Raw genomic sequence first — 12,066 nt, forward strand, 5'->3', positions numbered from 1 at the left:
GTAAGCGTTCGCTCATCACACATTGACAGCCGTTTCCGGACTCCAGCTGTGTGGCAGCAGCTCAGCAATGGCACTGGCCTGCTGGGTCGGCAATCGGGCCAACACATCTTTCAGGTACTCATAAGGATCGTGACCGTTTAACCGGGCCGACTGTATCAGACTCATCACAGCAGCGGCACGCCGCCCGCTGCGAAGCGAGCCAGCAAAGAGCCAGTTTTTGCGACCCAGCGCCCAGGGACGCATCTGGTTTTCAACCTGATTGTTGTCGATGGGCACACCGCCATCATCCAGATAACGGATCAGGGCACCCCAGCGTTTTAAACTGTAATCGATAGCCTTAGCCGTTGCTGTGCCATCAGGCACTTTTTGACGACTGGCCACCAGCCAGGTATGTAGCTCATCGGCAATCGGTTTGGCACGTTGTTGCCTGAGTATATGGCGCTGCTGATCATCAAGCCCCTTGGCCTGACGCTCTATCTCATAGAGTCGGCCGATCTGCTCCAGGGCAGTGGCCGCCAGCGTGCTTTTACTGCTCTCATGCAGCTCGAAGAACTTACGACGAGCGTGCGCCATGCAAGCCACTTCGCTCACACCCTGGCCAAAGCTGGCTTTGTAACCGCTGTAATCGTCGCAGACCAGCTTGCCCTGCCAGCCCTCAAGGAAGCGGCGGGCATGCTCACCGGCACGCGAGGGTGCAAAGTCATACACCACTGCCTTGGTGTCAGCATAAGGGGTCGTGCAGTACGCCCAGATGTAGGCTCGACTGGTCTTTTTCTTACCCGGCTCCAGCACCGGCACCGGTGTTTCATCGGCGTGCACAACCGGATGATTCAGGATCGTCTCACGCAGCGCATCGGCCAGCGGCTGCAGGGCGTGACCACAGCGGCCCACCCAATCCGCCAAGGTGGAACGGGCAATCGGGTAACCGGCCCGGCCAAAGATGTGTTCCTGGCGATACAGTGGCAGGTGATCGGCGTACTTGGCCACCAGTACGTGGGCCAGTAATCCGGTGGTCGGCAGGCCTTTATCGATCACGTGTGCTGGAACCGGTGCCTGGGTCAGGGTTTCGCAGTCAGTGCAGATCCACTTGCCACGGATATGCTGCTCGACACTGAACACACCGGGTGTATAGTCCAGCTTCTCGCTGATGTCTTCGCCGATGCGTTTGAGCTGACAACCACACTGGCAATGCGTGTTCTGAGGTTCGTGCCGTATGAGTGTACGAGGCAGCTCAGCTGGCAATGCCACCCGCTTGGGCTGCGTTTTGGGTTTGTTGTTGATCGGCTCATCTTTGACCAGATCTGCCCACTGCTGTTCGATGGCGCTGGTGTCGGCATCGATGATGTCCTCAAGCAGACTGCGCTGCAGTGAGTCGAGCTTCTCGCTTTGTTTACCGAACTTTAAACGGCGAAGCAGCAGCAACTCATGTGAAAGCTTGGCGTTGACCGCTTCCAGGTGCTGGTTGCGCTGCTCAATACGCTCAGTGCGTTGTTGCAGGGCTTGCACCTCGACCTGCTGCTCGGCGGCATTACCCATGAGCTGGGTGACCAGGGCGCGCAGTTGTTCGGCATCCAGCTTGTTCAGATCCGGTTGAGTCATGGCACAAGTATGCCACTGCCAGGCGTTCAGTTCGATACGCTTATTGGGTAATAGCACTGAGCACAAGGGTATGATTCGATATACATTACACGATAGTGACCACCCCGGCTTCGCCGATGCGCTGCCAGGGCAGACCTTGAACCAGCGCCTGCAGCTGCTCATCACTGAGCGACAGCTGCGCCGCTTGCCACGGCTCGCTCCAGTAGAACTTACCGCGGTTCAACCGCCGGGCACACAGCCAGATGCCCAGGCCGTCGTGGATCAGCACCTTCATCCGGTTGGCGCGCTTGTTGGCAAACAAATACGCACAATGCGGCCGGGCACTGCCGAAGACTTGAACCACCCGCGCCAGTGCCGTATCAGGACCGGCGCGCATATCCAGCGGTTCAGTGGCCAGCCAGATCTGATCAATACGGATCACTGTAACAGCTCTCGCAACAACGCCAGGCATCGCTCCATCTGTGAGAGCGGCAAACTGATGTTGATGCTCTGATGGCGATACGGAATCTCCATCCGGATTGATTCACTGTCAACGCCTTGTCTGGCACTTGATACGGACGAGGCCTGACCAGGCATTGGCAGTGCGACAAAGCTCGGTGTCGTGTCAGTCGTGTTGTTCTTCGCCAATCGAATCCATTTACGCAGCATGTTGGCGTTAAGTCCGTGCTCCAGTGCGACACGGGCCACCGAGGCGCCAGGTTGCAAACTGGCAGTAATGACTTTGTGTTTGAATGCCTGGGTATAGCGTTTGCGCTTAGGTGCGCGGTTAACTACGCTTATTTCGTTCATGATAGGTGTCCGCTTAAAAATAAGTGGACACTATCGAATCAGACGCATGTCAATTCAAGATGTGATGGCCGGACGGATACGAAACGACGTGGTTTTACAAAAAAGCTGCTGTGTGAGCGTACTGGCTTTGATCATAAAACCGTGAACAAAGTCTTCGCAGGTGATCCGGGCGTTGCCATAGGCACTTACTTAAAAGTAATGGCCGTACTTGGCATGGAAAGCAACTTTGCGGAAATGGCCGCTCATGATGAAGTTGTTATCAAGCTGCAAAACATAAAATTGCTGGAAGGTTCAAAATGAGCCGTGAAATCGTCGAAGTCTATGCCGACTGGCAGCCAATCGAAGCACCACTGCTAATAGGGCGGCTTACTTACAGCGATTCAAGCCAAGGAGGCGTGTTTGGTTTTGCCTATGATAAAGCGTTTTTAACCTCAGCCTATCGCTTGCAAATCGATCCAATCCTGACGCTTCACTCTGGTGAGCTCTACAACGACGAAGCCGATAAAAACTTCCGTGCATTTCTCGACTCATCGCCTGATTGGGCTTTTGGGGCAAGCCTAATCAATTGAGCCACAGTTGGCGAGCGCAAAAAGTAGAAGCCGCCTGTTTAAGCCAGCTTAACCAATGGATACTCGCCCACGGATGTACTGTGTTAAAGGCAGTATCTTAGATGACTAAATAGGCAATGAATCATACTTGAGCTTGACGCTTTGCAGTGAACCATCAGTGAGTAAGGGCTTCTAAGACATTCTTGGACGGCTAAATAAGCTATTCGATATTCTGCACCTGCTCCCGCATCTGTTCAATCAGCACCTTCAACTCCACGGCATTCAGCGTCGTTTCCGCAACCACTGACTTCGACGACAAGGTATTCGCCTCCCGATTCAGTTCCTGCATCAAAAAATCCAGCCGGCGGCCAATGGGTTGTTTGGAGTTAAGGACACGTTCGACTTCGCTGACATGCGTATCCAGGCGATCCAGCTCTTCGTCAACATCACTCTTTTGCGCCAGCATGACCAGTTCCTGTTCAATGCGGGCGGGATCGATTTCGGATTTGAGGCTGTCCAGGCGTTCGCGGATGTTGTCCTGCTGACGTTGCAGGATGTCGGGCATGGCCTTGCGGACAGTGGCGACGATGTCGCGGATGCTGTCCAGGCGCTGACGAATCAGTTTGGCCAGTTCCTCGCCTTCACGCTGGCGGGCACGTTGGAAAGCGTCGAGGGTGTCTTTTAACAGGCCCATGGCATTGGCCTGGGCGGCATCCATGTCGAGTTGGTGCTCTTGCAGGACGCCGGGCCAGCGCAGGATTTCGGCGACACTGAGCGGGCTGGCATTGATGTGGGTGTCAGCGACCAGTGAAGCCAGTCCGCGTAGCTGGCGGACCAGGTCTTCGTTGAGCTGCATCTCGCTCTGGCCACTTTCCTGAATCTGAAAGCGCAGGGTGCATTCGACTTTGCCGCGGGCGACAGACTTGCGCAAAGTCTCGCGGACGTTGGGCTCGATAGCGCGGAACAGTTCGGGGATGCGCATGCCAGGTTCGAGGTAACGGTGATTGACCGATCGCACCTCCCAGCTCAGTGTGCCCCAGTCGAATTCCTGCTGCTGGCGTGCAAACGCCGTCATGCTGGCTACCATGTCCCGTCCTCCTGTCTTAGTGTCTGACAGCCATGCTCGGCGACATGGCTGTGAGTGCCTATACCCTATGTGTCTGAGCCTAACTGTGCGTGTTTGAGTTGACGGGATGATGTCTCAACCTGCATCAGCCCGTCTGGCCCAAGTGTAACCCAAAACGGTATGGCTGTTTCAGCCAAACCGCATTCCCCGTATAATTGTGCTATCACTACCAGATAGCCCCTCAAAGCTACGCCGTGAAGAGCCAGCTCATCAGTCATTCATCGAAAGACACAACAGTTAAAGAGGTTCCATGTCTCAAAACAATGCCAGCCCAGCTCGTCCAAGCCAGCGTCAAGCCGATCAACTGCGCGATGTCAAAATCACCCGCAACTACACCAAGCATGCTGAAGGTTCAGTTTTAGTCGAGTTTGGTGACACTAAAGTGATATGCACGGCGTCCGTGGAAGAGAACATCCCGCGATTCCTTAAAGGCAGCGGTCGTGGCTGGGTGACGGCTGAGTACGGCATGCTGCCACGCTCGACCGGTTCCCGCATGGATCGTGAAGCGGCACGCGGCAAGCAAAGTGGCCGTACCCAGGAAATTCAGCGTCTGATCGGCCGCTCGCTGCGTGCCGCCATTGACATGAATCTGCTGGGCGAAAACACCATCAAGATCGACTGCGATGTGATTCAGGCGGACGGCGGCACTCGCACAGCGTCCATTACTGGTGGCTGTGTGGCTTTGGCTGATGCCATCAATGCCATGCTGGAGCGCGGCATCATCAAGAGCAGCCCGCTGAAGCAGATGATTGCCTCGGTGTCAGTGGGTATCTACAAGGGAGAGCCAGTGCTGGATCTGGATTACCCGGAAGATTCATCTGCCGATACCGACATGAACGTGGTCATGACCGAAGCAGGCAAGTTCATTGAAGTGCAGGGCACTGCTGAAGATGGCGCATACAGTTTTGATGAACTGCAGGCCATGATCCGCCTGGCCGAGAAAGGTATCTCCGAGCTGGTCGATATTCAGAAGCAGGCACTGGGCGTCAGCGGCGATTGAGCCGCTGATCACAGGAAAAGGCGGTAAACTGCCGACTCATTCAGGAGAACCATCATGTCACTACAGCCATACCAGCGGGAATTTCTGGATTACGCGATTGAGCACAACATCCTGACCTTTGGCGAGTTTACGCTGAAGTCAGGACGTACCAGTCCGTATTTCTTCAATGCCGGTCTGTTCAATACCGGTGAAGCCCTGGGCTTTATCGGCAAGTGCTATGCAGAAGCGTTGCAGCGCGCAGAACTGGACTATGATGTGCTGATGGGCCCGGCCTACAAAGGCATTCCCCTGGTATCAGTGACAGCCGCCGCCTTGGCTAATGAGCAGGGCGTTAATAAACCCTATTGCTTCAACCGCAAGGAAGCCAAGGCACATGGCGAAGGTGGCACCATTGTGGGCTCCCCGCTGGAAGGCCGCGTGATGATTGTGGACGATGTGATCACAGCCGGTACCGCCATCCGTGAAGTCATGGACATGATTGGTGCGGCCGGTGCCAGGCCGGCCGGCATTCTGGTTGCACTGGATCGCCAGGAAAAAGGTAAAGGGGATTTGTCTGCCATCCAGGAGATTGAACGTGACTACAAAGTCCCGGTCATCAGCCTGATCAACCTGACCCAGATCATTGATTACCTGCGCCTGCAGGACGATGAATCGATTACCACCTACCTCCCCGCCATCAGGGAGTACCGTCAGCGCTACGGCGTTTAACAAACACAGAAACTATTTACACCTGCTGCGCCCGTGTATTAGAAAAACACAGTAGAAGACAAGCACAAGGCCAGGGCGGCATAGTCCCCAGAGCAGACAGTAAGGCCACGCCTAGCACATCGGGCATCGCCCGAAAGAGCGGGCGGGCTGTCTGAAGCCGTCAGGCTGAGTTTCCGCCCGCCGGGCGATGCCCGGTGTGCTGTGGCCGTCTGCTCTGGGGACTATGCCGCCCTGACCGTCTCAGATTAGAAGCCAGGTGTTACAAGACACCTCAGAAGGTGTAAGGACTCTCATCCCCACTATAAGGCTGCAACAGATTCTGCTCAAGATAGTGCCACTGCTCATCCCAGTGCTCGGTCGGCAGTCGTGTAAAGCCACTGCGTACAAACTGCATCAGCCGACCTTCGGCAGCTGCCAATAACAGGTTCGCCAGCACGGCAGGCGAAACCGATGGTTTCATCTTCTCGCGAATGGGCGCTTCACGCAGAATCTGCTTGAGCTGCGACTCCAGGCGGTCAAACATCTGTGTGATACGCACACGCAGTCGGTCAGTTTCGCCGGTCAGGGCGTCACCTGTCATCAGGCGCGTCATGCCGGGATTCTTCTCAGCAAAGGTGACCAGCAGCGTTAGAATACGTTGACAGCGCTCTGCGGTGCTCATGTCATCCTGCAGGATACGGTTGATGCGGATGAACAAAGTCTCTTCAATAAACTTGATCAGCCCTTCAAACATCTTGGCCTTGCTGGGGAAGTGACGATACAGCGCAGCTTCCGAGACACCGACTTCACGGGCGAGTGCGGCCGTGGTGATGCGTTCACCGGGGCCGGCCTCAAGCATCTGGGTCAGCGCTTGCAGGATGTGCTCCTTGCGGGATTGTTTTTTGGCAGCCTTGGCTTGTGCGGCGCTCATTTATTCTCTCCTGTTATTGATTCTTCTTGTCCCGCCTTTGAGGCAGAACTTTTTTAATCGGTTACTGCTGGTCTGACTGATAAAGTGCAGCCGCTTTGGCGGCTTCTGCTACATTGCTGGAATTGCTGATCAGCGTACCGACACCGGTATGGGTAAAGATTTCCAGCAGGACAGCATGTTCAACGCGTCCGTCAATGATGTGGGCGCTGGTGACATCGTGATTGACAGCATCAAGCGCGCAGCGAATCTTCGGTAACATGCCACCATAGATAGTGCCGTCCATGATCAGCTCATCGACCTGACTGGTGCTCAGCCCGGTCAGTACCTTGCCGGCTTTGTTTTTGACGCCTTCAATGTTGGTCAACAACATCAGTTTTTCGGCATGCAGCACTTTAGCGATTTCCCCGGCGACCGTATCAGCATTGATATTATAGGTGGCACCCGTTTCATCAACGCCAATCGGGGCAATTACCGGAATAAAGTCACTGTGCTCCATCATGCGCAGTACTTCGGTATTGATGCTTTTTACCGACCCGACCTGGCCGAGGTCCAGCATTTTGTCGTTGCCGTTGTCCTGGGCGCTTTTCTTCATCAGTTTCTCGGCGCGAATCAGGTTGCCGTCCTTGCCCGTGATACCAATCGCCTTGCCACCGTTTTTGTTCAGCATGGCCACGATTTCCTGATTGACCAGGCCACCCAGTACCATCTCGACCACATCCATGGTCTGGCTGTCGGTGACACGTTGCCCATCAATAAATTCTGACTGAATGTTGAGTCGTTCCAGCAGCGAGCCGATTTGCGGACCGCCACCATGCACTACAACCGGGTTCATGCCGACCAGTTTCATCAATACGATGTCCCTGGCGAAGCTGTTTTTCAGCTTTTCATCCGTCATGGCATTACCGCCATATTTGACCACGATGGTGCTACCCGTGAATTGCTGAATGTAAGGCAGTGACTCAGTGAGTACGTTGGCGATGTTTTTGGCAGCGGCAAAATCCAGTGGCATAACGTAGGGCCTTTCTTATTTGGTTATTAAGTTATCTGGGGCGCGGGAGGGCGCCAGGGCGTTCATATTGTCGTTATCGATGTCTTAAGGGGAAATTATACGCCTAGCGGGTCGTCAGTGAAACTGTTGCGTGGCAGGATTGTTTGCGATAGATCAGTAGTGGCGCAGTCTGGGCAGGAAGTTAGTATACACTTTCCAGGCAACCATGCTGTTCACACTAGAACTTAAGTGCGGGGTCGATCTGGTTCAGCAATGCCTGAAAACTTGCCTGAATTCGCTGCAATGCCACCTCACTCGCGGCCTCAAAGCGTAGCAGTAGAGCAGGGGTCGTATTGGATGCCCGGATCAGTCCCCAGCCATCTTTGAAATCAGCCCGTACGCCGTCCAGCAAATTGACATCGGCATCGCGAAAGTCAGCCGCTTCAGCAATTCGGGCCATCAGGTTGAATTTGACAGCTTCCTCCACATCAATACGCAGCTCCGGAGTATGGACGCTGTCAGGGAGGGTTTGTATCAGCGCTGACACCGGCTCGCCGCTGCGCACCAGTAGCTCCATGAAGCGGGCGCCAGCATACAAACCATCATCATGACCATACCAGCGATCCTTGATGAAGATGTGCGCTGAAAACTCACCGCCGATCACTGCCTGGGACTCAAACATCTTCATTTTCATGAATGAGTGCCCACTTCGGCTCATGACCGGTACGCCGTTCAGGCTTTCTATCTCATTGGACAGCAGATTGCTGCATTTCACATCAAAAACCACGTGTGCTTTCTGCGGACGATGTTGATAACGTGGCAGGATATCGCGTACAAACAGCATCAACAGCCGGTCTGTGTCCAGTATTTCGCCGGTTTCACTGACGATAACGATCCGGTCTCCATCACCATCCAGCGCAATGCCCAGGTCCGCTCCTTCGGCTTTGACCCGGTCACATAACGCGTCCAGGTTGCTGGCAATTGTCGGATCAGGAGGATGGTTGGGGAAGCGGCCGTCGATTTCGCAATACAGCTCAATAACCTCACACCCCATGGCCCGGTACAAGTCAGGCGCTACCAGGCCAGGGACGGCATTGGCGCAGTCGACTACAAGTTTGGGCGGACGCTCAAGAGGAATGTCCTGGCAGATGCGTTTCAGGTAATCGGGGATAATATTCAACTGGCGGATCTCACCTTTGGGCTGATCAGCAGGTCTGACCCTGTCAGGATGACGGGCCAAGTAAATGGCCTGTTCCCTGACGCCCTGAATCTGTTCCGGGCTGAGGCTGGCACGATGGCGGACCATCTTGATGCCATTGTAATGAGCCGGGTTGTGGCTGGCGGTCAGCATCACGCCAGCACTGCATTCTGTCGTGTGTGTCGCGAAATACAGTAATGGTGTTGGCACGATCCCCAGGTCAATAATATTACAGCCACTGTCGAGAATGCCGGCCTGCAAGGGTTCAGCCAGTAAGGGGCTGGAGAGTCGGCCATCCCTGGCAAAGAGCACCTCCGGGTGACCGAAATGCATGGCCAGGTAACCGATGGCCTGGCCTAGCAGACGCGCATTTTCCTTGGTCAGGTCTTCACCGGCTACACCGCGAATGTCATAGGCACGAAACATGTGTGCAGGCAGATGACAGCGCTGTTTTGCTTTTGCTGTGTTGGCGTTGGCTGCCAGGGGAGCATCCATTAATCATTTGCCTCGCGCTGAAGCAAGCGCTCACTGATCAGTGTCAGCATCTGGCGAGCCAGGAAAGACTTGGTGGCGGGTCCCAGGGACTGCTGAGCCAGTTTATCTTCGCCAGTCATCGGCCAGAGCGCCACTGCTGCTGCAGCATCGCTGTTGAACGTCGCACTGGCATCGTTGGCAAAGATCAGATCCAGCTTTTTACGGCGAACCTTATTGCCTGCATGAGCAAGCAGGTTTTCGGTTTCAGCGGCAAACCCGACCATGAAAGGGCGCTCTTGACGCTCGGCGACTGTTGCCAGAATATCGGGGTTACGCACCAGGCGAAGCACCATTTCTTCGTCCTGTTTCTTGATTTTTTGCTCGCTGACCTGGGCAACCCGGTAATCGGCCACAGCCGCAACACCGATAAACGCATCGACCATGTCTTGCTGATCAAGCACCTGTTCGCAGGCAGCCAGCATTTGCTGGGCAGAATCGACAAACAGGCAGGAGACCCGATCTGGTACAGCCAGGTTGACTGGGCCGCTGACCAGAGTAACCCGAGCGCCAGCAAGGACGGCTTCTTCGGCCAGGGCGTAGGCCATCTTGCCTGAGCTGTGGTTACTGATGTAACGCACCGGGTCTATGGCTTCGCGAGTGGGGCCGCCAGTGATAAGCAGGTGGCGACCACTCAGCATGTTGGTCGGGAAGAGGCTGGCGCAGCTGGCGGCCAGTGCTTCAGGTTCCTGCATACGGCCAGGGCCGGTGTCGCCGCAGGCCTGGATACCACTATCAGGGCCGAAGAGATGGATGCCCTGTTCGCGTAGCGTTGTCAGGTTGGCCTGGGTACCGGGCTTGCTCCACATCCCCTGATTCATGGCCGGAGCCAGCGCTACCGGGGCAGGTGTGGCCAGTAACAGGGTGGTCAGCAGATCATCTGCCTGGCCGCTGGCCAGCCGCGCCATAAAATCCGCGCTGGCCGGGGCGACCAGGACCAGGTCGGGCCAGCGTGCCAGCTCAATGTGGCCCATACCGGCTTCGGCATCAGCATCGAGTAAATCCAGATGAACTTTGTGACCAGACAGCGCCTGCATGGTCAGGGGCGTCATAAACTCAGTGGCCGCGGCGGTCATGACGACTTTGACGGTAGCGCCTGCTTTGGTCAGCAAGCGCGTCAGCTCGGCGCATTTGTAGGCAGCTATGCCGCCGGTCATCCCCAGCAAAATCCGTTTGTTGGCTAATGTGGCCAGTGTCTCTGTGGGCATGTTCATGCGTCCAGGCTGAAAACAGAACTTCATTTTATGCACCCTGTGCCAGATCAGCAAGGAACGGACGTTCTGGCGTCATTGCATCTGCCTGCGTGATGCCTGCTCAAGTGCTATATAAGGTTTGCCTGGGAAGGGGAGACGAAGAGGGGAGTCAGGGACGGATGAGTATCAAGGATTGGCCAAGCGGCGAGCGTCCGCGGGAAAAACTGTTGGAAAAGGGGGCAGCCAGCTTGTCTGATGCCGAACTGCTGGCGGTATTTCTGCGTACCGGCAGTCGGGGTTTAAGTGCATTGGATGTCTCGCGCAAGCTGTTGATGGATTTTGGTGGCCTGACACCTATTCTCAGGGCAGATATGGAGAGCTTTTGCCGTCATGATGGTCTTGGGCCGGGTAAGTATGTGCTGTTTCAGGCAGTCCTGGAGCTGGCGCGGCGTTACATGAGTGAGAGGCTGGCGGAAACTGATGCGCTGACCAACTCGGATCTGACGCGGGATTACCTGAGAGCCTGTATGCGCGATTATCAGCATGAAGTCTTCGCCTGTCTGTATCTTGATAATCAGCATCGCGTCATGTCGATGGAAGAGCTGTTCCAGGGTACGATAGATGGCGCAGCGGTATATCCTCGAGAAGTGGTAAAACGCTGTTTGCGCAATAATGCCGCGGCGGTGATTTTTGCCCATAACCACCCTTCCGGGCTGGCGGAGCCGAGCCAGGCAGACATTGCCATTACCCGGCGCTTGCAGCTGGCGCTCAACACCATTGATGTCAGGGTGCTGGACCACGTGGTGGTCGGGCACAGTCATGCGGTGTCCTTTGCAGACCGTGGTTTGTTGTAAAGGAGTGACAAGATAGTGGAAAATGAAGAAGTTTCTTGCCTTCAGGAGGGGATTTTGGTATAAATCGCGCCTCAATTTTTTCTGTACGGGATTGTAACGAGGCAGAACTATGTCAAATGTATGTATGGTAACCGGCAAAAAGCCGATTACAGGTAACAACGTATCTCACGCTAATAACAGAACGCGTCGTCGTTTTGCGCCAAACTTGCACTCACACCGCTTCTGGGTTGAGTCCGAGAATCGTTTCATCAAACTGAAAGTATCCGCAAAAGGTATGCGTACTATCGATAAGAAGGGCATTGATGCCGTTCTGGCCGATATCCGTGCCAACGGCGTTAAAATTTAATTTTACTGATTCAGGTGGTATTTAGCGATGCGCGATAAAATCAAACTGGTTTCTTCTGCAGGAACCGGACATTTCTACACGACAGACAAGAACAAGCGAAACACGCCTGACAAGATCGAAATCAAAAAATTCGATCCGGTTGTTCGCAAGCACGTAATGTACAAGGAATCCAAGATCAAGTAAGCCCCTTCCCAGGGCTTCCCGGATCAGATTTAAGTACTCGTTACAAAAACACCCGACCTGCCCATGGCAGCTCGGGTGTTCCCGTCTCTGGTC

The 12,066-nt window shown here is 54.9% G+C and carries 15 protein-coding genes; 7 read left to right on the top strand and 8 right to left on the bottom strand.

The window, feature by feature from the left end; translation table 11 throughout:
- Positions 1 to 15: 15 nt before the first annotated feature.
- From tnpC to tnpA, 3 genes are all read right to left on the bottom strand, one after another.
- Entirely contained in the window at positions 16 to 1,599 is a 1,584-nt protein-coding gene (gene tnpC / locus PSCS_RS07550) for an IS66 family transposase (protein ID WP_068810616.1), read from the bottom strand.
- A gap of 85 nt (positions 1,600 to 1,684) precedes the next feature.
- On the bottom strand, positions 1,685 to 2,020 hold the full coding sequence (gene tnpB / locus PSCS_RS07555; RefSeq protein WP_068810617.1) for an IS66 family insertion sequence element accessory protein TnpB: 336 nt from the start codon (positions 2,018 to 2,020) through the stop codon (positions 1,685 to 1,687).
- Entirely contained in the window at positions 2,017 to 2,388 is a 372-nt protein-coding gene (tnpA, locus tag PSCS_RS07560; protein WP_068810618.1) for an IS66-like element accessory protein TnpA, read from the bottom strand. The genes tnpB and tnpA overlap by 4 nt, the downstream gene beginning before the upstream one ends.
- A 141-nt stretch (positions 2,389 to 2,529) precedes the next feature.
- On the opposite strand from tnpA, the gene PSCS_RS07565 reads away from it, so the two are divergent.
- Together PSCS_RS07565 and PSCS_RS07570 are read left to right on the top strand one after the other, a co-directional pair.
- The gene (locus PSCS_RS07565; RefSeq protein ID WP_317621795.1) at positions 2,530 to 2,688 is read left to right on the top strand and encodes a hypothetical protein; all 159 of its coding nucleotides are present in this window, start codon (positions 2,530 to 2,532) and stop codon (positions 2,686 to 2,688) included.
- Positions 2,685 to 2,957: a hypothetical protein gene (locus PSCS_RS07570; RefSeq protein ID WP_068811410.1), complete on the top strand. Its 273-nt coding sequence runs from the start codon at positions 2,685 to 2,687 to the stop codon at positions 2,955 to 2,957. Before PSCS_RS07565 ends, PSCS_RS07570 begins: the two co-directional genes overlap by 4 nt.
- 199 nt (positions 2,958 to 3,156) lie before the next feature.
- On the opposite strand, the gene PSCS_RS07575 is transcribed toward PSCS_RS07570, so the two are convergent.
- Positions 3,157 to 4,023 carry a YicC/YloC family endoribonuclease gene (locus tag PSCS_RS07575; protein WP_068811412.1) on the bottom strand — a complete coding sequence of 289 codons (867 nt, stop codon included), beginning with the start codon at positions 4,021 to 4,023 and terminating at the stop codon, positions 3,157 to 3,159.
- A 289-nt stretch (positions 4,024 to 4,312) separates the two neighbouring features.
- Here PSCS_RS07575 and rph point away from each other — a divergent pair, with 289 nt between their 5' ends.
- Entirely contained in the window at positions 4,313 to 5,062 is a 750-nt protein-coding gene (gene rph, locus PSCS_RS07580; protein ID WP_068811414.1) for a ribonuclease PH, read from the top strand.
- 54 nt (positions 5,063 to 5,116) lie between these two features.
- Complete coding sequence (gene pyrE / locus PSCS_RS07585; protein ID WP_068811416.1) at positions 5,117 to 5,770, top strand: orotate phosphoribosyltransferase; 654 nt, start codon at positions 5,117 to 5,119, stop codon at positions 5,768 to 5,770.
- 271 nt (positions 5,771 to 6,041) lie between these two features.
- On the opposite strand, the gene slmA is transcribed toward pyrE, so the two are convergent.
- The 4 genes from slmA to coaBC form a co-directional block, all read right to left on the bottom strand.
- The gene (slmA, locus tag PSCS_RS07590) at positions 6,042 to 6,680 is read right to left on the bottom strand and encodes a nucleoid occlusion factor SlmA (RefSeq protein ID WP_068811418.1); all 639 of its coding nucleotides are present in this window, start codon (positions 6,678 to 6,680) and stop codon (positions 6,042 to 6,044) included.
- Between the two features lie 61 nt (positions 6,681 to 6,741).
- Entirely contained in the window at positions 6,742 to 7,689 is a 948-nt protein-coding gene (gene argB / locus PSCS_RS07595) for an acetylglutamate kinase (RefSeq protein WP_068811420.1), read from the bottom strand.
- A gap of 217 nt (positions 7,690 to 7,906) precedes the next feature.
- A complete protein-coding gene (locus PSCS_RS07600) occupies positions 7,907 to 9,361 on the bottom strand; it encodes a phosphomannomutase/phosphoglucomutase (protein WP_068811421.1) in 1,455 nt (484 codons plus the stop codon).
- A complete protein-coding gene (coaBC, locus tag PSCS_RS07605; RefSeq protein WP_397387224.1) occupies positions 9,361 to 10,590 on the bottom strand; it encodes a bifunctional phosphopantothenoylcysteine decarboxylase/phosphopantothenate--cysteine ligase CoaBC in 1,230 nt (409 codons plus the stop codon). Before coaBC ends, PSCS_RS07600 begins: the two co-directional genes overlap by 1 nt.
- 179 nt (positions 10,591 to 10,769) lie before the next feature.
- On the opposite strand from coaBC, the gene radC reads away from it, so the two are divergent.
- From radC to rpmG, 3 genes are all read left to right on the top strand, one after another.
- Positions 10,770 to 11,444 (top strand): RadC family protein, encoded by a 675-nt coding sequence (gene radC, locus PSCS_RS07610; RefSeq protein ID WP_068811423.1) that lies wholly within the window; start codon positions 10,770 to 10,772, stop codon positions 11,442 to 11,444.
- 109 nt (positions 11,445 to 11,553) lie between these two features.
- Positions 11,554 to 11,790: a 50S ribosomal protein L28 gene (rpmB, locus tag PSCS_RS07615; RefSeq protein WP_068811425.1), complete on the top strand. Its 237-nt coding sequence runs from the start codon at positions 11,554 to 11,556 to the stop codon at positions 11,788 to 11,790.
- 27 nt (positions 11,791 to 11,817) lie between these two features.
- On the top strand, positions 11,818 to 11,973 hold the full coding sequence (gene rpmG / locus PSCS_RS07620; protein ID WP_068811427.1) for a 50S ribosomal protein L33: 156 nt from the start codon (positions 11,818 to 11,820) through the stop codon (positions 11,971 to 11,973).
- Positions 11,974 to 12,066 lie beyond the last annotated feature (93 nt).

This window comes from Pseudohongiella nitratireducens (assembly GCF_001642735.1).
Lineage (GTDB): Bacteria > Pseudomonadota > Gammaproteobacteria > Pseudomonadales > Pseudohongiellaceae > Pseudohongiella > Pseudohongiella nitratireducens.